Genomic DNA, 25,080 nt, shown 5'->3' with positions numbered 1-25,080 from the left:
TCCCTAATACGTAAACACCCACATGTAAAATAATCAAAAAAAGCGGGGACGGGTGTAAATTAACCGAAACAGAAAAAGGCACGACATGCCCAAAATGGCTATATTTTTTACCGTGAAAAAGCGCAAGCGGAAATCTCGTCCCCCCATGACACGTTCGCAAATGATGCGGGCTGTACGCTCCGAGGATACGAAGCCTGAGGTGCTCGTGCGTCGCGCGCTGTTCCGTGCGGGGTTCCGCTACAGGCTCCACCGTCATGACCTGCCGGGTTCGCCCGACCTGTTCATCCTCAGGTACAACGTGGTCGTTTTCGTGAACGGATGTTTCTGGCATCAGCACGGCTGCAAGTTTACGAGCCGTCCCAAGAGCAATCCGGAGTTCTGGAACGATAAATTCACGAACAACGTGGTGCGCGATGTGAAGACAGCCTGGAAGCTCTCGCTCATGGGGTTCCGCGTGGCGACGGTCTGGGAATGTTCCGTCAAGAACGACTTTGCCCGCACGGTGGAGCGCCTTGCTGCATTTATACGGGGCGACGAGGAATCTGTCGAAATCTAGCCGCGCGAAAAAATTATAATTAGGGAAAACGGAGGTCGTTTATGAATTGCAAATTTGGTATTGTGGTTGTTGCCGCGGCGCTTGCGCTGTGTGCCTGCGGAAACCAGGAACAGTCCAAGGCGGAACCTGCCGCGGAGGCGGCAAAGCCGGCCGTGTCGAAGTCGCTCGTTGTCTATTACTCGCAGACGGGCGCGACCAAGAAGCTTGCGGAGATTTTCCAGAAAGCGAAGAACGCCGACGTGTTCGAACTTGCGATGGTGACGCCGTACCCCTCGACATACGACAGCACGATTGATGCGGTGGCCGCCCAGCGCCAGACCAAGCTGTGGCCCGCGCTCGTGAACACGAAGGCCGACCTCGCGAAATACGATACGGTCTACCTCGGCTACCCGATCATGTTCGGGAGTTTCGCGCCGCCGATCTATACCTTCCTCGCTTCGAACGACCTTTCGGGCAAGGTGGTGGTGCCGTTCTGCACTTACGGTAGCGGCGGCCGCAAGGCTTCCGCCGCGGAACTCAAGACGCTTGAACCGAACGCGAACGTGACGCTTGCCTACGGGATTTCGAACAAGCGCATTACGGCCGAGAACGGTGCGGAAGTCGCTGCTAAGGAAGTCGAGGGATTTTTCGCGGACCTTGCCGCCGGCAAGACGGACGAAATGCTCATGGGTGGCTTTTCGGACCAGAGAGCGCTTACTGCAGAAGATTCTGCGGTGTTTGCGACCGCGACGAAGGATTACGCCTACTTGAAACTTGCTCCGTTGAGCGTGGCCACGCAGGTCGTCGCCGGTATGAACTATCTGTTCGTGTGCACGACCAGCGGGTTCAACCGCCCTTCGACCGAGACGATGGTGAAAATATTCAAGCCGCTCCCCGGCCGTGGCGAACCTGAACTTATCGTCATGGAAAAGTAGCCGACGCCATCGCTTGACGTAACTAAAAAAAATTAAGAACTAGGATTTAGATTCCTAGCTCTTTTTTTTAAATAAATTAGGTCGAAACAAGAAACGAGCAGAGTGAGGCCGCAGGACCGAAGCTGTACAAATAGTACAGCGAGAGTCCGAGAACGAAACTATGCGAAGTTTATTGCGAGACCCGCGCAGCCAGTTCTTCGGGCGTGCGCACAAGTATATCCCAGTCGCCGCGCTTGATTATCTTGTAGGCATAACCCTGTTCCGTGAGGAACAGCTGGCGGTTCATGGCGAATTCCTGTTCCTTGGAATCCTGCGTCACGATGCTGTAGAAGTGCGCGGCACCGCCATCGCTCTTGGGGCGCAGCACGCGGCCCAGTCGCTGGGCTTCTTCCTGGCGGCTTCCGAACGTTCCCGAAACCTGGATAAGCACGTTCGCGTCGGGAAGGTCGATGGCGAAGTTGCCCACCTTCGAAACCATGAGGTTCTTCTGGCTGCCGTCGCGGAAGGCGGCGTACAGGCGTTCGCGTTCCTTGTTCGGGGTCTTGCCCGTGATGAGCGGAATCTGCAGGTCTTCGGAGAGGGCCTCGAGCTGGTCGATGTACTGGCCGATAATCAGCACGCGGTCGTCGGGCTTGTCGAAATGCTTGAGCAGGCGCTCCACGATGTCCGTCTTTTCGGGGTTCGTCGAGGCGAGTGTAATCTTCTCGCGGATGGGCGCGAGGGCGTACTTCATCTTGAGTTCCGCTTCCATCGGGATGCGAATCTCGTTACAGTCGGCGGTCGCGATCCAGCCCTGCGCTTCCAGGATGCGCCACGGGATATCGTACTTCTTGGGGCCGATAAGGCTGAAGACTTCCGTTTCCTTGTGGTCTTCGCGCACGAGTGTCGCTGTAAGGCCAAGGCGGCGGGTCGCCTGCATTTCGGTACTCAGGCGGAACACCGGGGCGGGCAGCAAGTGCACCTCGTCGTAAATCATGAGTCCCCATTTCTGCTGGCTGAACAGCGGGAAGTTCGCAAGTTCCTTCTTGACTTCCTCGTCGCTCATTTCGAGGTCTGCGGTGTCGGGGGCGTTCTCGTCTTTTTTCGCGCGCTTGCGCTGGGTCAATATCTGGTAGGTCGCGACGGTCACCGGGCCGATTTCCTTGACTTCGCCGGAGTATTCCTTCACCTGGTCGAGGGTTAAGTCGGTCTTGTCGCAGATTTCGCGGATCCACTGGCGCGATGCCGAAATATTCGGGGTGAGGATGAGTGTCTTGGTCTGCACCAATGCCATGGTGGCAAGGCCAATCACCGTCTTGCCCGAGCCGCAGGGGAGCACGATGACGCCCGAACCGCCCTTCTCGGAACCACTCGCATAGAAAATCTGTGCCGCTTCTTTCTGGTAGTCGCGGAGTTCGAACTTCTTGCCGCTGAGAGTTGTTTCGCGCAGGTGGATGGGCAAGGGGTCGCCCACGGTGTAGCCCGCGAGGTCCTCGACTGGGAACCCGGCGTTGGTAAGCGCCATTTTGAGGTGGCCGCGGCGTTCCGGGTCCACCTCGGCATGCAGGTCGTCGATGAAGTTCAGCACGAATGGCTCGACTTCCTTGAGGCGACAGATTTCGGCGAACATGTAGTTGTCGTCGGATTCGACAATCAGGCGGTCGCCGTCTTTCTTGAGACGCAAAAGCCCGTAGCGGGCCATGTAGTCCTCGATCTCGGTGATGACGGTCTCCGGGATCGGGAAGCGGCTCTGGCTTTCGAGTCGTTCTATGACATCCTTGGCACGGAGCCCGGTAGAGGCGGCGTTCCAGAGGCTCAGGTGCGATATCTTGTAGGTGTGCAGGTGCTCGGGGCTCTTGACCAGTTCGGTAAAGGGGGCGATTGCGTCGCGTGCCGCTTCGTAGGAGGGGGAATCGACCTCGACCATGATTTCGAGGTTGCTCTGAACAATGATTGCGCCATTCGGATTCATAGGGCGCCAAAGATAGTAAAAAAAGCGTTTTTTGGTTAGAGGGGAGGCGATGAATGGTTTTTCCGGCGGAGCAAAAGAAAAACCCCGATTTCCTGTAGAAACCGGGGCTTTCGAGCCACCCAGCAGATTTGAACTGCCGACCTGCTGATTACGAATCAGCTGCTCTACCAGCTGAGCTAGAGTGGCATAGCGGGGTCAAAAATAGCAATAGGCCCCTTTTTTGTCAAGATGCGTTTGGTGTGAGTTGGCAAAGTCTTCCATTTTTTCTATGTTTGGGTCACTAAATTTAAAATGGAAGTCGAAAATGGCTAACGAATCTAACCAGAGCAATTCTGAAATCAAGGAATTTTTTGTCCAACACGGAACCAAGGTCCTCGTGGCCCTGGTGATTGTCCTTGCCGTTGTGGCCGGCGTTGTCCAGTTTAGGGACAGCCAGAAGGCCGCTGCTGCCGAACAGGCCGAAATTCTCGGCAAGGGAATGGCGCTCCTCTACACGAACGACAAGGATGCCGCCCTCGCCGAATTCGAGGCGCAGATTAATTCCGGCAAGATTGACGGCCTCGCTCTTGCGAAGGCAGCCCTCTTCGCTGGAAATATCAAGTATGAGAAGGGTGATTTCGATGGCGCCGCCTCGCTTTTCCAGAAGTCGCTCGATAACGCGGGTTCCGTAGATTTGGTCCGCTCGGCTGCCCTGCACGGTCTCGCTTCCGTGAAGATTGAAAAGGCGGACTACACTGCCGCTGCCGGTCTGCTCGAACAGTACGTGTCCGAGTTCGGCAAGCGCACTGGCGACAAGGAAGACCGCTTCCAGAAGGAAGAACCGGTTGACCAGGTCCCGATGGTTGCCGACGCCATGTGGAAGCTCGTGCTTGTATACCAGCAGCAGGGTGCAAACGACAAGGCGAAGAATACCGCCGAACGCATCGTCGAGGTCTACGGCGACAATGCGATGTATGCCGACAAGGCGAAGAAGTTCCTCGCAAGCCTTTAGCTTAGAGCGAACTTCCAGCCGATAGCGAAAATCGCGAAATAGATAGTGACCCACACGAGGTCGACCAGTTTGGCAGGCGTTCCCCAGTGGAGCGCCTTCTTCTTTGGGATGAACCCGCAGAGCGCGCCCGCGACAAACCCGTAGGCGTGGCCCAGCACGTCGGCGTTCTCGCCGATGCCGAGGAATACGGCGAGCGAGGCGGCGCCGCAGAGGGGGGCGAACCGCCGGAGCATGCCGTGGGTCTCCCTGGGCATGAGCCTGAATTCGATGACGGAAAGCGCGCCGATGGCGGCGAACACGAACGTGGAGAACCCGAGGGCGCGGTAGTCCGTCTGCACGGTGAACGCGACGAAGAAGTTCGCGACGGCGCTTGCGATGGCGAGGAACGGGGCCATGCGTGCGAGCGGCGTGCGGTACGACATGAGGGTGAGCACGATGTAGCCGCTCACGAGGTTCGATGCGATGTGGCGCGCGTCGGCGTGCAGCGTGAGCGCGGTGATGGTGCGCCACCACTGCCCGTGCATCACCTTGTCGGCATCGGAAAGCCCGAGACTATGCATGCGGGCGACCTTGCCCGAAAAGTCGAGAAGCGTGCAGACGACAGGAACAAGAAGAACCCAGATGGGTTGCAGGCTCAGCGTGAGGGGGAGCGGCGGGTTCTCTTCTCGGGGAGGGTTCTCCTTGCGGTAGAGCGCGAGCTGCAGGCGTGCGCGGTCCTCGTTTTCGGGTAGGATGAAAATCTGGAACGGGCCCTCTTCGGAGCGCATGATGCGGTGGGTGATGCCCTGCGAAAGGAGCACGAGGCTGTAGTCGCGGATTTGGCGGAATGTCCCTTCGGATATGCGAATCGTTTCGGGGTACTGCGGCTCCTCGAAAGTATCTGCTGTCGTGTCTGGCGCCTGGTTGCCGGAAGCGTTTTTTAATGCGTCTTGCGGGGTCGCGGTATCGCCGTGTGCGGCATCGTTTTCGCGGGGGAGCGGATGCACCTGGAGGCCTTCCCGCGGGATGTCCGTGGGATAACGCATGTAGCGCGGACGCAGTGGCGACATCAAGCGAGGCATGATGCGATCCCCTTATCCTTCGGCCCTTGCCGCCGACGTGAGTGCGAACTTGCCGGTGGCTGTTTCACATTCGGCGCGGAGATAGGCGAAGTTGTCGAAGTAGACTTCGATGTCGCTGTTCGCACGGGCGGCGACGAGGCTTTCCTTGCAGATTTCCTCGTTCGGGGAGAGCTTGCCGTTGCTCAGGTTGCGGCGTCCGAAAATGCGGATGTAGCGGAATCCGCCGCCGAAGTCGGCCGTATTGCGGGCGTGGAAGATGATTCCCTTGCTCCCGTGGATTTCGGCGCGTTCCCACCAGAGCGCGGGCCCGTCGGTGATGTAGCAGTTGTCGCCTGCGAAGGCTGCGGTCAGCGCCTCGCGCGTGAGTTGCGTTTTTGTCATCCCCGGCTCCGACCGGGGATCTTCTTTCACGACTGTCCGCACCTTGCCGAAGATATGGTCGCGGGTGTGGCGCAATGTGAATAGCGGGGTCGCGACGGAGGTGGTGTCATTCAGGTCGCCGTGCGCGTCGTTGCCGCCGATAGGGAGTAGGTAGTTTCCCTTGCCGAGTTCCTCGATCCACCATTGGCGTCCGAGTTTGAATCCTTCGTCGCGGATGCCGTTCCAGAACTGGATTCCGCGAATCTTGTGGCGAGCTTCGAGGTTCAGGTCCTTGTGACTCCAGTAACCGCGCCGGAAGATGAACTTTTCGAGCAGTCCCATGGGCTGCATTGGGTGCGCCGCGAAGCAGTGCGCTTCGGTCATTTCCAGGAGTTTCGGAATTTTGAACGTGGGCTTGTTCTCGAGCCAGTTGCGGCCGCAGTCGCCGAGGCCGGGCAGGTAGCTGTCGGGCGCGAAGGCGAGCATGTGGACGTTTTCACCCTTGCTGTTGCCTGCGGAAACTTCTTCGCCCGCGAGCAGGAGGGGCATGCCTTCGCCGGCAGGAAGCGACGCAATCTCGTCGCGCAGTGCCTGGAACCTGGGCGCGGGCGATGGCGCTTCCTTCGTGTAGTCTTCTTCAGTGAATGCGAAATCGTAGGCGTGGTCGGTGCAGCTTACGAAATCAAGCCCGACTGCCTTTGCCGCCTGTTGCAATACGGCAGGGGATGCTCCGTGTTCCACGTGGTCGCAGGAGAATCGCGTGTGGCAGTGCATCTCGCCGGCGACAAATCCGGGTGCCTTCGGGGGCTGTTCCGCGAGTACGTGAATTTTGAGCGGCTTGGGCTTTAATCCGGGGTAGTTCCAGCGGTTGAAAATCTTGGTCGCGCAACTTTTCCCATCTTCGCTGGTTCTTTTTGCATAAATCCTGCAGTTCAGTTCATGAACGCCCGCTTCCAGGTGCCCAAGCTTGATAGGGTAAAAGCCGAATTGTTCTTCCGCCTGAATGTTTAAATCAAAGTTCTTGCCATTGATTTCCGCTTTCTCGATAAGCGTCGGGAACCGGTGCGCATCACGCACGACAATCCATAGGGTTGGCTCTTCGCCGGGTATAAACTGGAACGGCGCGTCTACGATGATTTCGGGCCACGGCCTGTATAGAAGTGACCACGGAAGCCTGAACTTGAAGTGCGTTTCGGCGTAACGCAGTTTTTCCCCCGGCCAGAAACTCATTTATTCCGCCTTTGCTTTTTCGCTTGCGGGTTGTTCTGGTTCCTGAGCGCTGGGGGCTTCGGCCGCAGGCTCCTTGGCCGTCGTTGATTCGGAGGTGCCCGTCCCTTCGCCAGTCGGGTCGGCCGCGGCCGCGTTCCCTTGTGCGGGAGTGCTTTCGGCAGGAATTGCCGGTGCCGTTTCGCTTTCGGTTCCGCTCTTCGGCATGAGTGCTTCCTTGGGGTAGTTCCACAGCCCGAAGCTCACGCGTATCTGCAGCTGCAGCCCGCCGATGTTCCACTTGGCCTTTTCTTCGGGGCCGTCGGGGACGATGTCGGCAAAGCGCTCCTTGGATTCGACGGAGATGGAACTGAACCCGATGTCTCCGTAGATGTTGAATCCGTTCCAACTGGTGACCAGGTAGCCGAGACTTACTCCGAACCCGGCACCCAACGGGCTGTTTTCTGCTTCGAGCTTGCCCCAGGTGGTGTAGATCTCGGTGCCGGGAAGTGTCCAGTACCACCGGACTCCGATGCTGAAGAGCGAACCGTTCGAAAGCGTGATGAGGCTTGTGGGAATGGCGAGCCTGTATTCGAGGAACATGGGCACGCCCTGGATTGTGTAGCTATAGTTGTGCGCCTTGTTCTTGCGGTCGGTAAGCACGACGGATTCCTTGTCGTAGATGAATCCGATTCCGGCACTCAGGAAGTGGTCCTTGTGCACCTGGAACTGGATGCCACCCATGACGGGGAAGCAGAAGTTGACCTTCTGGAAGTTTTGCTTTGCGACGCTGAGCGATTCTTCCTTGTCGACGGCCTGCGCCCTGAAGTCGGCGTAGATGGTGTCGATGGCCTTTTGGAAGTATTCACGTTCGTCGAAACTCAGGAACGAAATCGCTGGCTGCATGAATATGGAAAGGCGCGAGTTGTCGTGCTCGACCCTCACTTCCTCGTCGGCATAGGCCGTCGAGACGATGAGGAGTGCGAACAGTATCTTCAGGAAGTTCTTCATGCCAACCACCGGGCGCCTGGCGAATCGCTAGTAGAAAAGGGTCTTCTCTTCTTTCTGGATGCGTTTCTTCTCGGAATCCTTCTTCATGCGCTTTTCAAAATTCTTCTCGGCCTTTGCGATTTTCTTCTCGGTCTTCGCGAGGAGTTTTTGCCCGTCCTTGTCGTCTTCTTTGAGTTCTTCCTTGGCAAGAGCGAGGTATTCGCGGGCGGTCTCGAACTGGTCGAGGTCGGTATAGGCCTGCGAGGTGAGGAAGAGCGCTTCCTTGCGCCTCTTGGACTGTTGGTATGTCTCGAGGAATTCCTTGAAGTAGATGACGGCTGCCTGAGGCTTGTCCATGCGCAGGTAGAGGCGCGCAGTCTGGAATTCTTTTTCGGCAAGGCGTTCGATGAGGAGCCCGTAGTAGTAGTTGATGGAGTCGCGGAGCGGCGTATCCGGGTGGTTCGACAGGTAGCGCTCGAAATCCTTCATTGCGATGGTGGTGTTCGCCTCGTCGCGGCTCACGCGGAATTCCATGTTGAACGAAGCAATCGCCTTCTTGAATTCGGCTGTCTCCACGAAGGGGGATCCGGGGAAGTTCGTGATGAAGCTTCCGTACTCTCCGCGGGCGTCGATCCATTCTTCCAGATTGAAGTAGCTTTCGGCGAGAAGGAAGGACGTCTGTTCCAGGTAGCCAGTCCCTGCGCAATAGCTCATGATTTCTTCAAGTTTGTCTATGACGCGTCCGTATTTCTCTTTCTTGAAGAGCTCCTCGGCCTTGTCGAACTTTTCCTTGCAGAATTGCGTGTGTGTTTTCTTTGCGCCATCGGACGATGCGCAGCCGCTAAAGAGGGTCAATGCGAAAAAAATGCTTGAGAACAGGGCTGTCTTTGCGATGTGGTTCATTCTTTTTCTTTGGTTAATTCTAACTTTCGCTTATCAAAGTAGAAAAATATTACCGAAAAGAAAAATGATTCTAGTCCGTTATGTGTTGAAAGAACTCATTGGCCCCTTTATGGCGGCGCTTTTCGGCATAACGTTTTTGTTTGTCGTCGATTTTCTCGTGAAAATTCTGGACAACGTCCTGTCCAAGGGACTGCCCGCATCGACTGTCCTTGAAATTTTTGCGTTGAACCTCGCCTGGATGCTTTCGCTCTCGATCCCGATGGCCGTGCTTGTTGCGTGTCTTATGGCCTTCGGGCGCCTTTCTGGCGACCACGAGATTACGGCGGTAAAGGCGGCGGGAGTCTCGCCCTTGTCCCTGATGCGTCCGGTGATGCTTGTCGCGATGCTCCTTTCGGTTCTGATGGTGCTGTTCAACAACTGGGTGCTGCCCGAGGCGAATCACCGTTCGGTGGAACTGATGAATGCCATTTCGCGCAAGAAACCGCACGTGTTTGTCGATGCCGGGCGCCTGATTACGCAGTTTCCCGACGTGCAGCTCTGGGTGAACCGCATCGACCCGGTTTCGGGTGTGCTTTACGGAATCCAGGTGTACGAGATGGAACGCAAGGGCCCTCCGCGCGTGGTCTATGCCGACAGTGCGACGCTGGACTACGTGGATAACGGGGCGACGCTCATGTTCCGTTTGCGCAGTGGCGAGACGCATATCGTGGACCCTGATAAGCCCGAAAACTACTTCCGCATCCGGTTCTTTTCGCAGGACCTCGCCATGCAGAATGTAGATGAGCGTCTGGAACGCCGTAGCCGCAGCTATAGGAGCGACCGCGAGATGCCTGTCGAAATGATGATGGACGTGGTGAACGAGGCTCGCGCGAAGTATGATACGGTCTCGCAACAGGCCATGAAAGTCAGACTATCCACTCTTGCAGATGCGAAGGCTTCCGTGTTGGGTGATAGTATTCTCCCGGCGGATGCGGAAGGAATTGCCGAACTTGATTCGGTCCAAGCCCGGCGGTCGCTACAGAAGATGCGTCTTCAGGAAATCAGCGCACTCCGCACGACAGAACGCCTCTGGGGGCGCATGGAATCCGAAAAAAAGCGCGAGGCGCAATACCTTGTCGAAATCCACAAGAAGTTCAGCACTTCCTTTGCCTGCTTTATCTTTATTCTGATCGGGGCGCCGCTCGGGATTATGGCGCGCAAGGGTGGCATTGGCACGGGAATCATCTACAGCCTTGCCTTTTTCGTCATCTACTGGATTTGCCTTATCGGCGGGGAGAACCTGGCTGACCGACTCATCATCTCGCCGGAACTTGCCATGTGGTCTTCCAACATGATTATTGGGGCGTTCGGCGTGTTCATTACCATCGCGATGGTCCGGGACCGCTTTACGGGGGATTCGAAATTTTTCAGGGCGATGCGTGCCATCGGTCGCTGGTTCCGTTCTATCGGCAGGGGGCATGCGTGAAATTCTCTCGTTACCTTGTCTGGAATTTTTTAAAGATGTTCCTTATCGTGACGATCGGGGCCATCTTCATGTTCGCGGTCATCGACTTTGTCGGAAACATCAAGACGTGGCTTGCGCGCGATACGAAGGATGCTGTCGATTACTATGTGAGCTACATTCCGTACATGCTCTATCTCATTACCCCGGTGTCGCTTTTTATTGCGGTGCTCGCTTCGGTGGGCAACATGGCTCGGCACCTCGAGATGAGTGCTATGCAGAGCTCCGGGCAGAGCCCTCTCAAGACCCTATTCCCCATTTTCTTTCTGGGCGTTCTCGCTTCGGTCGGTTCCTACGAGATGAGCGAACTCTGGCTTCCCGATGCAAACCACAAACGCCTGGAAATCATGGAGACGAATGCGCAGAAAAAGAAGAACCCGCGCATCAAGGAAAAGAACGATTTTACCTTTATCGACAGTGAGCGTGCGAGCTGGTTTTTCAAGTTCTATTCGGGGAAATCCAGGACGGGGCGCGACGTGGTGCTGCTCTTGCGCGAGCAGGGAAGGCTAGTGGAACGTTACGACGCCAAGACGGTCCGCTGGGTGGAGCCGGATACGGCATCCCTCGACAGTGCCGCCCGCGACAGCGTGATGAAGACTTTTTCGGACGAGTCGTACTGGATGTTCGAACGCGGCATGAAGCGCATCTTCAACAAGGACGGCACTGTGACGGTCATGCCCCTTGTGCGCGAGAAGATGCGGGGAAAGGTGTTTACTCGGCCTGAGGACTTGATTAACGAACGCCAGGTTTCCGACGAGATGGATTCGAAAATGGTCAAGCAGCGCATCGAGGTGCTCAAGCGCTCGGGCGAAGACACCCGGGTCATGGAGACTGCGCTCCATTTCAAGCTCTCTGCGCACTGGATGAACCTGATTGTCCTTTTGATCGGGGCGGCGCTCTGCCATCGTTATAGCCGCTCTGGGGGGCTTTCCCAGAAGTTCGGTGTTGGCCTTTTGCTCGTTTTTAGCTATTATATCCTTGAACGGATTGGGCTGAAGATGGGCGAAAATGGTGCCTTGACGCCGTTTCTGGCGGCCTGGATAAGCCATATTATTTATGGCGGCGTAGCTTGTCTGATGCTTTCCCGTTCGTTTAGGCTGTAGAGGGTCGGATGCTGATGTCCATAATTTTGTTTGTCGTTGCAGGATTGCTGCTGGGACTTTCGTTCCAGGGCGGGCTTCTCCTGTTCCTGATTCCGTTTGCCGGTGTCGCCGCCGCGCTCGGCTATATGAACTTGCCCCGGGTTCCGGGCGGTAAGACGGCCTCGCTTCCGGTGGTGACCCGCGCCATGCGCGCGACGGGGATAGCCCCCGCTGTAACCCCCGAACTAAAAAATTCCTTCGATGACTCTGCCGCCGACTACAACGAGCCTGGTTCCACCCTCCGCGTGAACCAGGTGTGGGCGCGGGCCGATGCCGACGTGAAAAAGGCGTTTGGCGATATGCTCGAAGGGCTCAAGCGGGTTGTCCCCAATGTCCATACGGTTGTGGTTTTCTCTCCGCTCAATTCCATGAAGGAATGGGGAATCCGTGCCTACGCAAGCACCGACCCGAACGCGCAGGTGGCGACCGATGTGAAGATTACCGAGAATTCCGGACTTATCAGCCAGCTGTTCCGCCTTGACGTGAACCGCCTTCTCGAAGGAGACCTTTCTGGCGGCAAGAGCCTGCTCTACTACATCGACAATCCGATGATCAAGTCCCTGGTGGCGGTTCCCATGCTCGACAGGAGCAAAAATCGTGTGGGGGCGCTCGTGATGGACTCGCTCTATCCCAATGCGTTCGGCCAGCAGACGGCGCAGGCGCTTACCTATATCGCAAGTACGCTCTACGCCCTCTACTTCAAGAGTTTCGCTTCCGCCAAGAACTACATCGAGCAGCAGCAGTTCAGCGTCCTTTACCACTATCAGCATCAGTTCTTCAAGAACATGACGGTCAAGGATATTTACCACCAGATTTTCGAGTATGTCAAGGGGAATATCCCGTTTGACCGCATGATGCTCCTTGCCCTCGACAAGCAGGACGACAACAACCTTCACCAGGAACGTGTCGGCCATGTGGTCTGCTGCGACGGAATCGATGCCGACCAGTTCTTTGGCAAGAAGTTCTCGCTTTCGGACAAGGGGCTCGCGATTCTCGCGCTCTACCACAACCGCCCTGTAGAACGCACCTTCAACCAGTCCTCGTTCAACGCCTATATCCCGCGTATCGACAACCAGGAAAAGAAGAACATGGAAATCCGCCAGCTGTTCGTAATGCCGGTGCCTTCGGATGCGAACACGGAACAGGCGGAGCTCGCTATTTGCCTCGAAAGTCGCAAGAGCGACCGCTATACTGAGCACGAGATGAACTTGCTCAAGGCGTTTGCGGGGGTCGCCGGGTTTGCCTATGCGCGTGCCTGCCAGTTCGAACGCGGCAAGGATCTGGCAACCCGCGACGGCCTTACGGGCCTTATCAACCACCGCACGTTGCACGAGAATTTGCGTACCGAAAAGATTCGCGCTGACCGCCAGAAGTATAACATTGGCGTCTTGATGATGGACATCGACCACTTCAAGAGCGTGAACGACACTTACGGCCATCCGATTGGTGACGTGGTCATCAAGGGAATCGCTGGTGCTATCAGTGGAGAAATCCGCAAGGAAATCGATGTCGTTGCTCGCTACGGCGGCGAGGAATTTGTTGTGGGCCTCATCGACACGACTCCCGAGGGCATGATCGAAACCGCCGAACGAATCCGCCATGCGGTGATGAAGCTCGAATTCGATGTACATCAGCAGGACCCGCTCCGCGTGACGGTGAGTATTGGCGCCTTCCTCGTGACTCCGGAATTCCACGACATGAAGAAGGCGGTAACCTATGCGGACCAGGCGCTCTACAAGGCGAAAGAAGGTGGTCGAAATCAGGTTATCCAGTATACGGAATTGCCGCTTGAGCCTGCTCCCGAAACGGACGACGACATCCCGGTCCTAACTTCATCGCTCAAGGCGTAACCCCGATTTATGTTTACCGCTGTTGACTGGCTTGTTCTTGCGGCATACCTGCTGCTTTCTCTGCTTATTGGTCTCTGGGTTTCCCGTGGCAACAAGAACCTCAAGGAATATATGTTCGGTGGCGGATCCATTCCGTGGGTCGCCGTGGGCATTAGCCTCATCGCTACTTCCGTAAGCGCGACGACTTTCCTCGGTGCGCCCGCCGACGTGTACGGCGACAACATGACGTTCCTCATGTTCCAGATAGGAGCTCTCCTGAGTATCGTCGTCGTGGGTTTCGTGTTTATCCCGCGTTTCCGCACGTCGGGCATTTCCAGTGCATACGAACTTTTCGAGGTGCGGTTTGGCTCGAAGACGGTGCGTCGTCTTGCGGCTGTTTTCTACAGCCTGCACTTGCTGCTGCGCACGGGAATTTTGCTCTATGCGCCGTCGCTTGTGCTTGCGCAAATCCTCCACATCGACCTTAAACTGGCTATCGTGGTAAGCGCTGCGGTCGCGATTTTCTACACGTGGTTTGGCGGAATCAAGGCGGTCATTTGGACCGACGTGATGCAGTTCTGTGTGTTTTTCGGCGGCGGCGTCCTGGTGCTCGTGCTTATCTCGAATGCGGTTGGCGGTTTCGGCGAAATGGCTGCCCTTGCGAGCGCGGCGGGCAAGACAAAGTGGTGGGACGCAAGTCTTGATGTTTCCAATGCGCGCACGCTTGTCTCGGCGGGCTTTGCTTATGCCATTCTCGAAATTGCTATCCGCGGATGCGACCAGCAGTTTGTACAACGTTATCTGAGCTGCAAGGACGTGAAGGCGGCAAACCGTTCCAGTATCCTCTCGATGGTGCTTGGTTGCTTCGTCTCGATTCTTTTCTACTGGGTAGGTGCTGCACTCTATGTGTATTACAAGGTTTCGCATGTTGCCGCCCTTCCCGAGAGCGTCGGCCAGAACGATGTATTCCCTTATTTTATCGTAAACGGGCTTCCGGTAGGCGTGACCGGCTTGATTGTCGCCGCCATCTGTGCCGCCGCCATGAGCAGCCTTTCCAGTTCCATCAATTCGCTCAGCAATACATCCGAACGGGATTTTCTCGGCTGGGACGAATCTACCGGAATGGGCGGGCTCAAACGTGCTAAAATCTGGACGGTCGTGTGGGGCGTGCTCGGCGTGTTTTTCGCTCTGTTTGCCGCGACGCAGCAGGGGAGCCTCCTCAAGAATGCGCTCTTCTTTACCGGACTCTTTACAGGCCCGCTCCTCGGCATGTTCCTGCTCGCGTTCTTCGTGAAGGGCCTCAAGAGCTGGCAGGTGATTGTTGCCGTCGTTTGCGGCATGGGGAGTCTCGTGCTTATTCAAGGCATTCCCGCCTTTGGTGTGCCTGCGGTTCTTGGTGGAATCTTCAGCTGGCCGTGGATGCCGTTCATCAGCATGACGACCACCGTGCTCGTCGCGGTCGTGCTGAAGTTCTCTGCGATGCTGCTTGCAAAGAAATAAAAGCCATATTCTAGTTTAGACTATAAGAACCGGTAAAATTCTTTTTGCCCGAGAGCCGTTGTTTTTGGGATTCTTTTTTGTGTAGATTGAAAAGGAAATCTCAAAAAGGAGTGCCCTATGCAGAACAAAGTATCATACGTCGTCATCATCGTGCTTGCGTTCGTGTGCCTCGTACTTTCACTCAGTATCGGGCGCGCCTCCGACATTTCTGCACAAACGAAGGTATCGTCCCTGGAACCGGCTCCGGAACAGGAGGGACAGTCTTTAGGTGGCGTGACCGTCTCGAGCGAGGAGACGAAGAACTTTCTCGCCGACGAGTATGTCACCAGTTTCAAGATGGTTCTGAAGGACAAGAACAAGGATGTCGCTTACAAGCGCTTGAACGAGAGCCGTGAAAAGATTCTCGCCCTGCTGCAGAAGCATTCCGTAGGCCCGCAGGGGTACGAACTTCTCAGCACGTCGCTCGAGAAGGAATGGGATTATGCAAAGGGCAAGAGGTTTTTTCTGGGGTATACGGCATCGCAGATGGTAAAGGTTATTTCGCATAGCAAGCAGGAATCCGATTCCCTGGAATTCGACTTGGCCAGTTTTGCGTTTGTCGATAACGTGTCCACGCAGTCGCGGCTCAAGAATGCCGAAACGCTAGAGGTTGACGTTATCAAGAGCGCCTGCAAAAAGGCGTCCCGCCAGGCCGAAGTGAACGCGCAGAGTGTTGGCGCGAATATCGGGAAGGTGATTTCCGTGGAAGGCTCTTCGGAAGTGGAAAAGTTGAGTTCCTCGGATTCCGTGGAGGTGTCGGCATCGCTTATGGCGACGCTTTCCCTGGATGGTATGGAAAGTAGCGGGAAGTCGTATGTTCGCGTTGTCCAGGTCGAGCACAAGAAGTTTCTTGCAGACAAGTTTGTCGTAATCGCGAATATCATGTTCGATGGAACTGACAAGGAACAGCTTTTTAAGCAGATGAATGTGCGTCGTGGCGATGTGGTGCAGATGGCGAAAGGCCTTGGCGTTGCCGAATCGGAGATAGAGGCGCAGTCCATGACGCTGCGCAAAAAGCAGAAGTACGAGTTTTACGGCAACGAATCGTCCAAGAATGTCTTTTTGGCGACCCAGAGGGTTACGGTCAACTTTACATCCAAGGACGCCGCCGGTGCGTTCCTGGATGGAATTGTCGGTCTAGAAAACGTTAACGTGTTTAAAGCCGAGCCTGTTCTGAAGAACGAGGATTCGCTCAGGGTGCAGGTCGTAAACATTGCTGGGAAAAAGGCGATGGCGCGCGCCAAGGCGATTGTCGAGGGCTTTGGCGGTTCCTTGGGCAAGGTCGTTGCGGTGAGCAACAAGCCCTTAGACGAGTTTGGCGGGACCGTTCTCGGTGCTCGCTACAACGACCTTTCTTTGCGCAAGGCCAGGGGAAAGTCCTTGCCGGCGTATGACATACTGATGGCAGGTTCTTCGGAATCCAAGATGAATATCGCCGATTCCGTCTCCGTCTCGGCGTATTTGGCCATCATGGCCGAGATAAAATAGCCTCCAAGAATACCGCTCGGCTGCGGCAGCTTGTCAACTCGGTTTTGTGAAAAAAGCCCCTTTTTGGGGTGTGAATAGATTTTTTACGCTCCGGAAACAGCTAAATGTTTGTGCAATAGGGACTTGGACCACTCGAAACCCGACCTGCGGTGGTGGTCCGGATTCCGGTTTTGGGGCCGTGTTGATAGTTTGCCTCTATATTACAAAAAAATTACGGGAATTTATGAAAAAAAGTTCCCATTTCCAAAATCTTTTTATTATCTTATGTCTATATCTTGTGTTATTGGTTTGGTGTTGAACACAAGATATAGTAGAAAAAAGGAAAACAGGCTTATTTTGAACAAACGTCTTTTGACTAGGGCTTAGTTAAGGGATTTGAAGGATAGGTGATGATTTTTACAGTCAAGAAGCGCGACGGCCGCGAAATGCCGTTCAACATCGAGAAGATTGCAGACGCCATTGTTAAGGCTTTCCGCGCATCGGGTGAACTCAAGGACCAAATCAAGGCCTCCCAGGAGCAGATGGACCTCCTTGGCCAAGAAGACATTTTGAGCAGTACTGCCCTGAAGGTAGCCGCCTATGCGGTGGGCCGCCTCGAGGCCGAAGGCAAGACCAAGCCGGATATCGAAGAAATCCAGGACGCCGTCGAAAAGGCCCTTACCGACAACAACTATGCCGATACGGCCAAGAGCTACATCCTTTACCGTGCCGAACGCACCCGCATCCGCGAAGTCAACACGCGCCTCATGCACACGCTCCGTGACATCACGTTCAGCTCCGCGAAGGAATCCGACCTCAAGCGCGAAAACGCGAACATTGACGGCGATACCGCCATGGGCACCATGCTCAAGTACGGTAGCGAATCCGCCAAGCACTTCTACACGATGATGATGCTCAAGCCCGAGCATAGCCGCGCCCACATGGAAGGCGATATCCATATCCACGATCTGGATTTCTATTCCCTTACCATGACGTGCTGCCAGATCGACCTGAAGAAGCTCTTCAAGAACGGCTTCAATACGGGGCACGGTCATCTCCGCGAACCGAAGGACATCCGCAGCTATGCGGCCCTCGCGGCGATTGCCATACAAAGTAACCAGAACGACCAGCACGGCGGTCAGTCCATTCCGAACTTCGACTATGCCATGGCCGACGGCGTGCGCATTACCTATCGCAAGGCCTACCTCTCGAACATGGTGAAGGCTCTCATCCTCCTTACCGGCAAGACCGAAGAAGAAATCCAGCCGGTGGTGAAGAAGCTCCACGCCGAAATGGCGGAGATGGGCATGGTCGCGACGCTCGTGCCGAACGAGAAGTTCGTGGAAGCGGAAGCCCGCGAACTTTCCAAGACCTTCGATACCGAAATCGTGATGAAGGCCCAGAAGTTTGCCGAGAAGATGGCTTACGAAGAAACCGACAAGGCAACCTTCCAGGCTATGGAAGCTTTCGTTCATAACCTGAACTCCATGCACAGCCGTGCCGGTGCCCAGACTCCGTTCTCCAGCATCAACTACGGTATGTGTACCGAGCCCGAAGCTCGCATGGCTATGCGTAACCTGCTTCTCACCACCGAAGAAGGCTTGGGCGGTGGCGAGACGGCTATTTTCCCGATCCAGATTTTCCGCGTGAAGGAAGGCATCAGCCTCAATCCGGGCGACCCGAACTATGACCTGTTCAAGCTCGCCTGTCGCGTGAGCGCGAAGCGCCTGTTCCCGAACTTCAGCTTCCAGGATGCGCCCTACAACCTCCAGTATTATAAGGAAGGCCACCCGGAAACCGAAATCGCCTACATGGGCTGCCGCACGCGCGTCATCGGCAACAACTACGACCCGACCCGCGAGATTTCGTATGGCCGTGGCAACCTGAGCTTTACCTCCATCAACCTTCCGCGTATCGCCATCAAGATGAAGTCCGTGGACCTGTTCTTCAAGGAACTCGACCGCATGATGCAGCTTGTGAGCGACCAGCTTATGGAACGTTTCGCCGTCCAGAGCCGCCGCAAGGTAAAGAACTTCCCGTTCCTCATGGGCCAGGGCGTGTGGATCGATTCCGAGAAGCTCGGCTGGGAAGATACGGTGGGCGAAGTCATCAAGCACGGCACGCTCTCCATCGGCTTTATCGGCCTTGCCGAAACACTCGTGATGCTCACGGGCAAGCACCATGGCGAATCCGAGGAATCCCAGCAGCTTGGCCTCAAGATTGTGGGCCACATGCGTGACTTCTGCGACAAGGAATCCAAGCGCCTCGGCCTCAACTTCAGCTTGCTCGCAACGCCTGCCGAAGGCCTTTCTGGCCGCTTCGTGCGCATGGACAAGAAGAAGTTCGGCGAAATCAAGGGCGTCACTGACCGTGACTACTACACCAACTCGTTCCACGTGCCGGTGTACTACAAGATTTCGGCGTTCAAGAAGATTTCGCTCGAAGCCCCCTACCACGCGCTCACCAACGCGGGCCACATCAGCTACGTGGAACTCGACGGCGACCCGACGCAGAACCTCGATGCCTTCGAAAAGATTGTGCATCACATGGCGAAGTCGGGCATCGGCTACGGCTCCATCAACCACCCGGTTGACCGCGACCCCGTCTGCGGCTTCGTGGGCGTTATCGGCGACAGCTGCCCCCGTTGCGGACGTAGCGATGGCCATGCCATCTCGGAAGAGAAACTGAAGGAATTGCGCAGGCTCTACCCGGGAATGCCGGCGTTCAAGGGCATCCGCTAATCACAGGAATTAAAACAAACTATCAAGGAGTGAAAAATGTCAGAAAGAGAAATGAATCTGTATGGAGAAGGCGTTTGCTTCGAACGCATCCGCCGCATCACGGGCTACCTCGTGGGAACAGTCGACCGCTTCAATAACGCGAAGCGCGCCGAAGTCAACGACCGCGTAAAGCACAGCGTATAATATGGACGAATACCCGCGCTTGCGGATTGCCGGAATCGAGCCCGAATCCTTCGTGGACGGTCCCGGGATCCGCATGACCATCTTTACCCAGGGGTGCCATCACAACTGCCCCGGGTGCCAGAATCCCCAGACCCACGATTTCAACGGGGGTCATTTTATTGATATCGAAGAAATCCTCTCGATGATCGACGAAAACCCGCTCCTGGACGGAATCACCTTCAGTGGCGGAGACCCGATGGACCAGGCGGCGGCGCTTATCCCGCTTGCCCGCGAAATCAAGGAACGCGGACTCAACCTTGTCATCTTTACGGGTTACACGTTCGAGTATCTGCAGCAGCACTGGGAAGAAAAACCGGATTTACTGGAACTTCTTTCGTTTGCCGATATCCTTATCGACGGTCCGTTCGTCATGGCGAAGAAGTCGCTCGAACTCAAGTTCCGCGGCTCAAGCAACCAGCGTATCATCGACGTGCAGAAGAGCCTTGTCGAGGGCCGTGCTGTGTTGCACCAGCTCCAGCTACAGGAAATGGAAGAACATCCGGAATTCGCTCCCATGGTGTAGTGCTTTCCTCGTAATTTGAAAAACCCTGGCTGATGCCGGGGCTTTTTCGCTAATATCTGTTAAACGAACGGATTGTCCCAGGGACTATAGTTTCCCGAGCTCTCGGAGCATTTTCTCTTTTATTGCGGGAACGCCCCCGCAAAGGCGGACAGGGAAAACCCTATCTATACGTAAAAACGATTGAAATGCGGAAGTGTTCCTTTTTTGGCATTTTTTTTCTCTGATTCGGTTTACGGCAGAAAATGGCATCCTTTTTTGATGTAATTAATGTATATTTTTTTTAATACTTGATGGGTGCTCCCCGGCGGAAAATATGAGATATTTGAAATCAGCTTTTACCCTTTTTCTTTGCCTTGCGGCGTGGGCCTCGGCGGCGTATGTCGCCGTGCTTGAAACGGTTGCAGACCCTAGTGTGAATGAGAGGGTTAAACGTTCCGAGAGACAGTTCTTGACTAACGTGTTGCGCGGAGAGGCTATAAGACAACTTCCCGCCAAGTATTACACTATCATGACGCGAGAGAATATCGAAGCGATGCTCCCTCCGGGCAAAACTATCGAGGATTGTGAAGGCTCTTGCCTTGTTGAGACTGGAAGAAACATTGCTGCAGATTATGTTTGCCAAGCTCATGTGAGTAGCTTTGGCGACGCGCTCTCGCTTTCTGTAGAACTCTACGAGACTGCAAAAAACAATCTAGTTGCGACCATCAACGAGCGCGGAGCGAGTGTTGATGAACTTGAGAAAATCATCAAGTTGAAGGCTCCGGCGTTCTTCAGAAAGATTATGGGCAATTCTACCGGTTTTTCGGATGTGGGCGGCATCAGCGACGTCTCTAGCGATGATTCGTTCTCTTTCTCTGGTTCCAACCAGTATGTCGTTGAAATTATAACGGAACCCGCTGGAGCGGTGCCAACCATAGACGGAAAGGCTTCGACAAAGTGCCTAAGTACTCCTTGCAAAGTGCAAATCGAGGAGGGTGTTCACCATATTGTCGCTTCTATGGATCGTTATATCGATGCCGATGTTGATGTCGAGATTAATGCGAATAACCAAAAGGTTGAATTGACTCTTGAACCGAAGTTTGGTTATTTGATATTGAATCCTGTGCTGACGGATGGTGCTGCGGACCGTGGAGTGTTAAAAACTTTTGTAGACGGAGACCGGATGCGTGAAGGTAAGGTGGAACTTGCTCCTGGGGAGCATAGTGTACGTTTGGAACACCCGTGCTACAATCCTGTGGAATTCAAGGTGAAAATAGCGAGAAACAGGACCGTGGTATTTAATAAGAAAATGTCGCGTGGCAAGGGCGGTCTTAAACTTGATGCTGAGTACAACGGCGAACCGCAAGCGGTTGCCGTATTTATCGATGGTGAGGAAGCGGGCAGTACGCCCTATGCGGGCGAGATCCCGTTGTGTGCGGAAGTCATGCTCAGGGGTGACGGGTGGAGAGAGAAGGTGGATGTGCAAGCCGAGTGGCACGAGGTGGTGCAGGTGACGCACCAGCTGGTACATGCCCCTGATGGCGTTGACATGGCAGAAGATGCGACACGCGCGAGGGCGAATGCCGCATACGATGAACTCGACGGCAAGGATGGTTCGCCTTATGCGGGTGAGAGCGTGCCCGCGAATGTGGAAAATGGTAAAGGAAGTGGTTCGGCCCGCTGGATTGTATTCGGTATTGGTGCTGTAACCGCTGTGACGGGCGTCGTACTTGCGGTTGTCGGGGACAGCAAAGCGAAGGATGCCGCAGAGACAGAATACTTTGCGAATAAGAGTGAATTCAATGACGCTAAAGACAAGGCCCAGGCCGGTCAGGTGCTCCGCGGTGTAGGATTTGGCCTTGCTGTCGTCGGAGCTGCCGGCATCGGCATAAGTTTCGCATTCTAGGAAGGGAACGATAATGAAAAAGTTTTTGATTAGTGTCATCCTTACCGCCCTTCTTGCCGCCTGTACCGATTATGTTCAACAAATCGATGATCGCGATGGTGAATGGAATCGTTTTGTTCTTTCTAGAATGACTGATCTTCGTGATGGAAAAACTTACAAGACTGTCACCATTGGTAATCAGACGTGGATGGCAGAGAATCTGAATTACGAGGTGAATTATAAGAGTAATAGTTTTTGCTACAAAGACTCTACTAAATACTGTGCTAAGTATGGACATCTTTATACCTGGGATGCTGCAATGAAGGCTTGCCCTGATGGTTGGCATCTGCCTTCGGAAGATGAATTTAATACACTCTTTGCTGCTGTCGGAGGACAATCTGTTGCAGCAAAAATGCTCAAGTCTTCGAGCGGTTGGCAAGATGGTAATGGGTTGGATAATTACGCTTTCTCAGCATTGCCCGTCGGCCGGAGATATCCTGATGATGGCCGTTATTATTTAAATGGATATGCCGCATATTTTTGGAGTTCAACGGAGAATTCTAGTTATGGAGCTAATTACATTTATATGGATGACAATAGCGATAATCCAGAAATAGATAATTCTGATTTGTCTCTTGCATATTCAGTTCGTTGCCTCAAGGACGAAAGCATTACTGCCGAATCATCTTCTAGCAAAAAGGATGTAAGTAGTTCCAGTATTACACCGAAGTTGAGTTCTAGCTCATCAAGCAAGGTCCCTGAGCTTGCTGAAGGGACTTTTACGGACTCCCGCGACGGCCAAACTTACAAGATTGTGAAAATCGGCACGCAAACTTGGATGGCGGAAAATCTCAACTTCAAAACGGACTCAAGCTTTTGTTACAGCAACGATGAAGCCAATTGTGTCACGTACGGGCGGCTTTATACGTGGTCTGTGGCGATGTCCGCTTGCCCGAACGGATGGCATTTGCCTAGCAATGATGAGTGGAATACCCTGTTCACTGTGGTCGGGGGCGCATCGACTGCAGGTCCGGTTCTCAGGGCTACATCCGGTTGGTATGGTAATGGCAATGGCTCGGATGTTTTTGGATTCTCGGCGCTCCCTGCTGGCAACTATGATCAAGGCTATTTTAATAATAGCGGCGATGAAGCCAGTTTTTGGATGGCCGATGAATTTAATAGAGAAAGTGCGTCTTATGCGCGCTTGAGATACTGGGAAGCGTATGTGTATCTAGGAGATCATTATAAGCATTACGGTCTCTCTGTTCGTTGCCTCAAGGACGAAGGCGAAAAATAGACCTGTCGAAGAAATTGTCGAATTCATGGGTATCCCTGCGGAACAGATAGAAACTCTGTCAAAAGGGTGAGAAGGGCTATACAACAACGGGTCTAGTGCAAAAAATGTCGCCTGGCAGGCGACCCTCGGGAGCGTCAAAGAATATATCTTCGTAGAAAAACGAGGAGGTTCCCATGACTTGTTTTGAAAGAATGAAACATCTTGACAGCGCGCCGATTGCGTTTGCGACCGTACACTACGGGTGTTGGGGCGCCAACCCTAAAGGCATAATCCTTTATTCCGACGGAGTCCTGTGCACATACGAAAGGGATCAGTTTCCTGAAGAAGATGATGCCAGGGAAACTATCACGCCGGTTGGTTTTGCTCCGCAGATGGCGGAAGAAGTCTTGAACCTGATTCATGAAAAAGAAAAAGTTATTTCGCAGTTTCCTGGGGAATTGTTTGGCGATGCCTTGGATGCCGGATACACGGAAATAAATTTCAATGGGAAATGTTGCTATGGTTATGCGCTGTCTTGTTGCCCGGAAGGGAAGGAAATCTGTTTCTGGGAGAATGTGATCTTGTGCTGTATCAAGCGTTACGGCTATTACAGCAGTTTGAAGGGGATTGTTTATGGGTGAGCGGGAAAAGGGAATACTCGGCTTCGGTCTCTCGCTACGCGAGCCGAAGCCTCGCCCTACGGGCTTGAGGCTTGCGCCTCAAGTGCTGAAATTTTTCAGTTATGCTCACGATGTTCGCATGTGAAAAATTTCAGTCGGCCCCTCTTCTCGGCTCCGAGTTCCTTTTTATCCCGGCACATAAAAAAGAAAAACCACCTTGAAAGGTGGTTTTCTTTTTTAGAGCGGGAAAAGGGACTCGGACCCTCGACCCCGACCTTGGCAAGGTCGTGCTCTACCAACTGAGCTATTCCCGCGAGGTGAGACCAATTATAGAATATTATTTTAGGCTTGTCAAGGGTCTTTGCAGAGAAAAAATCAAAATTTCATGCTTTTTTCCTCTCAATTCGAAAAAACCTTCCTTCTTGCTCATGTAGCCGTGGGGGAGGGGGCGCGGGAGCATGGCGTAGAGGTCCTCGGAAATCAGGAATTCCTGCCCGAGCTTGGCGCAGAGCGACTGGATGCGGCTGGTGGTGTTCAGCACGTCGCCGTGATAGGCCATCTCGCTGCCGAAATTACCGACCTCGGTAGAAATGACGGTACCGCAGTGTGCTCCGGCCTTGAAACTCGGGGCGACGCCGTACTTCTTGATGAACTTGGGCGCGATCTTCTCGAGGCATTCGTTGAAGTCGTAGAAGCAGTCCACGGGCCGCGCCTTGGTCCTGCATGCGGACATGGGCCAGGTGAGGAATGCCCCGTCACCTGCAATCTGGTAGATTTCGCCCTGGTTTTCCTCGCAACAGTTCGAGAGCAGCTTGTAGTAGTCCTTCATGAAGTTGCTGTAGGTGACATGCCCCAGTTCTTCGGCGAGTTCGGTCGAATGTTTCAGGTCGATGAACATGAAGATGAGGTTCTCTTCGAGTGGTTCCTGCGACTTGCCGAGCAACGTGTTCCAGAAAACTCGCGTGCCGAACTTCTTGTGGACGCTGCGGATAAAGGTGATGAGGTTCGCGAGCGCGAAGAACAGGAGCATCCGTACCTGTACTGCCGGATTGTGGAAGCCCGCGATGACGCCGGAGAACCCGTCCTCGTTCACGATGCCTTCGCCTGCCTTGACCCTCGAAAGCAGGATGCAGAGGATGATGCTCGAGGATATGGCGCAGATGAAGTAGGCGGAACGCAGGAGCAGCGATTTCCAGACGGCCCGGCAGTCCATCTCGTCTTTCAGGATGAGGATGTCGTAGACGCCGTGCGAGAGTCCCATGAAAAGGGCGAACTGGAGCATCTGGAGCAGGTGCACGCCGTCGATCTGGGCATGTTGCGCATACATGATGAGCACGTCTGTGCCTACGGCCGCAAGGATCCAGCAAAAGACGTAATAGCAGACGGCCCTGAACTTTCTTTCTGTCTGTCGCGATATAGCCATT

General features: G+C 54.5%; 20 protein-coding genes and 2 tRNA genes. 14 read left to right on the top strand and 8 right to left on the bottom strand.

Annotation, left to right across the window (positions count from 1 at the left end; translation table 11 throughout):
* The first annotated feature begins 145 nt into the window (after positions 1 to 145).
* Complete coding sequence (locus B2952_RS04120; RefSeq protein WP_290730368.1) at positions 146 to 556, top strand: very short patch repair endonuclease; 411 nt, start codon at positions 146 to 148, stop codon at positions 554 to 556.
* Between the two features lie 41 nt (positions 557 to 597).
* Positions 598 to 1,470: a flavodoxin gene (locus B2952_RS04115; protein ID WP_290730365.1), complete on the top strand. Its 873-nt coding sequence runs from the start codon at positions 598 to 600 to the stop codon at positions 1,468 to 1,470.
* A gap of 169 nt (positions 1,471 to 1,639) precedes the next feature.
* Here B2952_RS04115 and B2952_RS04110 read toward each other — a convergent pair whose 3' ends face one another.
* Positions 1,640 to 3,421, bottom strand: a complete 1,782-nt coding sequence (locus B2952_RS04110) for a DNA repair helicase XPB (RefSeq protein WP_290735073.1) — start codon at positions 3,419 to 3,421, stop codon at positions 1,640 to 1,642.
* 113 nt (positions 3,422 to 3,534) lie between these two features.
* Positions 3,535 to 3,607: transfer RNA gene (locus B2952_RS04105), tRNA-Thr, on the bottom strand.
* Between the two features lie 118 nt (positions 3,608 to 3,725).
* On the opposite strand from B2952_RS04105, the gene B2952_RS04100 reads away from it, so the two are divergent.
* Positions 3,726 to 4,412, top strand: a complete 687-nt coding sequence (locus B2952_RS04100) for a tetratricopeptide repeat protein (protein ID WP_173382061.1) — start codon at positions 3,726 to 3,728, stop codon at positions 4,410 to 4,412.
* Here B2952_RS04100 and B2952_RS04095 read toward each other — a convergent pair.
* The 4 genes from B2952_RS04095 to B2952_RS04080 are packed head-to-tail and all read right to left on the bottom strand — an operon-like array spanning position 4,409 to position 8,932.
* Positions 4,409 to 5,473, bottom strand: coding sequence for a rhomboid family intramembrane serine protease (locus tag B2952_RS04095; RefSeq protein ID WP_290735069.1), 1,065 nt, complete (start codon positions 5,471 to 5,473; stop codon positions 4,409 to 4,411). The genes B2952_RS04100 and B2952_RS04095 overlap by 4 nt on opposite strands.
* A gap of 12 nt (positions 5,474 to 5,485) precedes the next feature.
* The gene (locus B2952_RS04090; protein WP_290735066.1) at positions 5,486 to 7,063 is read right to left on the bottom strand and encodes a PHP domain-containing protein; all 1,578 of its coding nucleotides are present in this window, start codon (positions 7,061 to 7,063) and stop codon (positions 5,486 to 5,488) included.
* On the bottom strand, positions 7,064 to 8,050 hold the full coding sequence (locus B2952_RS04085) for a hypothetical protein (RefSeq protein WP_290735063.1): 987 nt from the start codon (positions 8,048 to 8,050) through the stop codon (positions 7,064 to 7,066).
* A 27-nt stretch (positions 8,051 to 8,077) separates the two neighbouring features.
* Positions 8,078 to 8,932: an outer membrane protein assembly factor BamD gene (locus tag B2952_RS04080; protein WP_173366070.1), complete on the bottom strand. Its 855-nt coding sequence runs from the start codon at positions 8,930 to 8,932 to the stop codon at positions 8,078 to 8,080.
* A 64-nt stretch (positions 8,933 to 8,996) separates the two neighbouring features.
* Here B2952_RS04080 and B2952_RS04075 point away from each other — a divergent pair, with 64 nt between their 5' ends.
* From B2952_RS04075 to B2952_RS04025, 11 genes are all read left to right on the top strand, one after another.
* Positions 8,997 to 10,397, top strand: a complete 1,401-nt coding sequence (locus B2952_RS04075; protein WP_173366071.1) for an LptF/LptG family permease — start codon at positions 8,997 to 8,999, stop codon at positions 10,395 to 10,397.
* Complete coding sequence (locus B2952_RS04070) at positions 10,394 to 11,536, top strand: LptF/LptG family permease (protein ID WP_290735058.1); 1,143 nt, start codon at positions 10,394 to 10,396, stop codon at positions 11,534 to 11,536. The genes B2952_RS04075 and B2952_RS04070 overlap by 4 nt, the downstream gene beginning before the upstream one ends.
* An 8-nt stretch (positions 11,537 to 11,544) precedes the next feature.
* Entirely contained in the window at positions 11,545 to 13,425 is a 1,881-nt protein-coding gene (locus B2952_RS04065) for a sensor domain-containing diguanylate cyclase (RefSeq protein WP_173366073.1), read from the top strand.
* A 9-nt stretch (positions 13,426 to 13,434) separates the two neighbouring features.
* Positions 13,435 to 14,904 carry a sodium:solute symporter family transporter gene (locus B2952_RS04060; protein WP_290735055.1) on the top strand — a complete coding sequence of 490 codons (1,470 nt, stop codon included), beginning with the start codon at positions 13,435 to 13,437 and terminating at the stop codon, positions 14,902 to 14,904.
* A 117-nt stretch (positions 14,905 to 15,021) separates the two neighbouring features.
* Positions 15,022 to 16,431 carry an SIMPL domain-containing protein gene (locus B2952_RS04055; protein ID WP_290735052.1) on the top strand — a complete coding sequence of 470 codons (1,410 nt, stop codon included), beginning with the start codon at positions 15,022 to 15,024 and terminating at the stop codon, positions 16,429 to 16,431.
* Positions 16,432 to 16,820: 389 nt separating this feature from the next.
* A complete protein-coding gene (locus tag B2952_RS04050; protein WP_290735049.1) occupies positions 16,821 to 19,151 on the top strand; it encodes an anaerobic ribonucleoside triphosphate reductase in 2,331 nt (776 codons plus the stop codon).
* A 36-nt stretch (positions 19,152 to 19,187) separates the two neighbouring features.
* Positions 19,188 to 19,334, top strand: coding sequence for an anaerobic ribonucleoside-triphosphate reductase (nrdD, locus tag B2952_RS04045; protein WP_173364802.1), 147 nt, complete (start codon positions 19,188 to 19,190; stop codon positions 19,332 to 19,334).
* 1 nt (position 19,335) lies between these two features.
* The gene (gene nrdG, locus B2952_RS04040) at positions 19,336 to 19,896 is read left to right on the top strand and encodes an anaerobic ribonucleoside-triphosphate reductase activating protein (RefSeq protein WP_290735046.1); all 561 of its coding nucleotides are present in this window, start codon (positions 19,336 to 19,338) and stop codon (positions 19,894 to 19,896) included.
* Positions 19,897 to 20,404: 508 nt separating this feature from the next.
* Positions 20,405 to 21,781 (top strand): PEGA domain-containing protein, encoded by a 1,377-nt coding sequence (locus tag B2952_RS04035; protein WP_290735043.1) that lies wholly within the window; start codon positions 20,405 to 20,407, stop codon positions 21,779 to 21,781.
* A gap of 13 nt (positions 21,782 to 21,794) precedes the next feature.
* Positions 21,795 to 23,057, top strand: coding sequence for a fibrobacter succinogenes major paralogous domain-containing protein (locus B2952_RS04030; RefSeq protein ID WP_290735040.1), 1,263 nt, complete (start codon positions 21,795 to 21,797; stop codon positions 23,055 to 23,057).
* A 173-nt stretch (positions 23,058 to 23,230) separates the two neighbouring features.
* Complete coding sequence (locus tag B2952_RS04025; protein ID WP_290735038.1) at positions 23,231 to 23,677, top strand: hypothetical protein; 447 nt, start codon at positions 23,231 to 23,233, stop codon at positions 23,675 to 23,677.
* 220 nt (positions 23,678 to 23,897) lie between these two features.
* On the opposite strand, the gene B2952_RS04020 is transcribed toward B2952_RS04025, so the two are convergent.
* Positions 23,898 to 23,970, bottom strand: a tRNA-Gly gene (locus tag B2952_RS04020).
* Positions 23,971 to 23,993: 23 nt separating this feature from the next.
* Positions 23,994 to 25,079, bottom strand: coding sequence for an adenylate/guanylate cyclase domain-containing protein (locus tag B2952_RS04015; protein WP_290735034.1), 1,086 nt, complete (start codon positions 25,077 to 25,079; stop codon positions 23,994 to 23,996).
* Position 25,080 lies beyond the last annotated feature (1 nt).

Origin of the sequence: Fibrobacter sp. UBA7003 (genome assembly GCA_002449765.1) — a bacterium.
Classification (GTDB): domain Bacteria; phylum Fibrobacterota; class Fibrobacteria; order Fibrobacterales; family Fibrobacteraceae; genus Fibrobacter.
This window is presented reverse-complemented; position numbering and strand designations above follow the sequence as displayed.

What these genes read in the sequence shown, in the direction of transcription:
- B2952_RS04080 (WP_173366070.1), bottom strand. Translation starts at nt 8,932, where the DNA reads ATGAACCACATCGCAAAGACAGCCCTGTTCTCAAGCATTTTTTTCGCA.
- B2952_RS04065 (WP_173366073.1), top strand. Translation starts at nt 11,545, where the DNA reads ATGCTGATGTCCATAATTTTGTTTGTCGTTGCAGGATTGCTGCTGGGA.
- B2952_RS04030 (WP_290735040.1), top strand. Translation starts at nt 21,795, where the DNA reads ATGAAAAAGTTTTTGATTAGTGTCATCCTTACCGCCCTTCTTGCCGCC.
- B2952_RS04015 (WP_290735034.1), bottom strand. Translation starts at nt 25,079, where the DNA reads ATGGCTATATCGCGACAGACAGAAAGAAAGTTCAGGGCCGTCTGCTAT.
- B2952_RS04100 (WP_173382061.1), top strand. Translation starts at nt 3,726, where the DNA reads ATGGCTAACGAATCTAACCAGAGCAATTCTGAAATCAAGGAATTTTTT.
- nrdG (WP_290735046.1), top strand. Translation starts at nt 19,336, where the DNA reads ATGGACGAATACCCGCGCTTGCGGATTGCCGGAATCGAGCCCGAATCC.
- B2952_RS04050 (WP_290735049.1), top strand. Translation starts at nt 16,821, where the DNA reads ATGATTTTTACAGTCAAGAAGCGCGACGGCCGCGAAATGCCGTTCAAC.
- B2952_RS04025 (WP_290735038.1), top strand. Translation starts at nt 23,231, where the DNA reads ATGACTTGTTTTGAAAGAATGAAACATCTTGACAGCGCGCCGATTGCG.
- B2952_RS04035 (WP_290735043.1), top strand. Translation starts at nt 20,405, where the DNA reads ATGACGCGAGAGAATATCGAAGCGATGCTCCCTCCGGGCAAAACTATC.
- B2952_RS04115 (WP_290730365.1), top strand. Translation starts at nt 598, where the DNA reads ATGAATTGCAAATTTGGTATTGTGGTTGTTGCCGCGGCGCTTGCGCTG.
- nrdD (WP_173364802.1), top strand. Translation starts at nt 19,188, where the DNA reads ATGTCAGAAAGAGAAATGAATCTGTATGGAGAAGGCGTTTGCTTCGAA.
- B2952_RS04110 (WP_290735073.1), bottom strand. Translation starts at nt 3,421, where the DNA reads ATGAATCCGAATGGCGCAATCATTGTTCAGAGCAACCTCGAAATCATG.
- B2952_RS04090 (WP_290735066.1), bottom strand. Translation starts at nt 7,063, where the DNA reads ATGAGTTTCTGGCCGGGGGAAAAACTGCGTTACGCCGAAACGCACTTC.
- B2952_RS04095 (WP_290735069.1), bottom strand. Translation starts at nt 5,473, where the DNA reads ATGCCTCGCTTGATGTCGCCACTGCGTCCGCGCTACATGCGTTATCCC.
- B2952_RS04075 (WP_173366071.1), top strand. Translation starts at nt 8,997, where the DNA reads ATGATTCTAGTCCGTTATGTGTTGAAAGAACTCATTGGCCCCTTTATG.
- B2952_RS04055 (WP_290735052.1), top strand. Translation starts at nt 15,022, where the DNA reads ATGCAGAACAAAGTATCATACGTCGTCATCATCGTGCTTGCGTTCGTG.
- B2952_RS04060 (WP_290735055.1), top strand. Translation starts at nt 13,435, where the DNA reads ATGTTTACCGCTGTTGACTGGCTTGTTCTTGCGGCATACCTGCTGCTT.
- B2952_RS04120 (WP_290730368.1), top strand. Translation starts at nt 146, where the DNA reads ATGACACGTTCGCAAATGATGCGGGCTGTACGCTCCGAGGATACGAAG.
- B2952_RS04085 (WP_290735063.1), bottom strand. Translation starts at nt 8,050, where the DNA reads ATGAAGAACTTCCTGAAGATACTGTTCGCACTCCTCATCGTCTCGACG.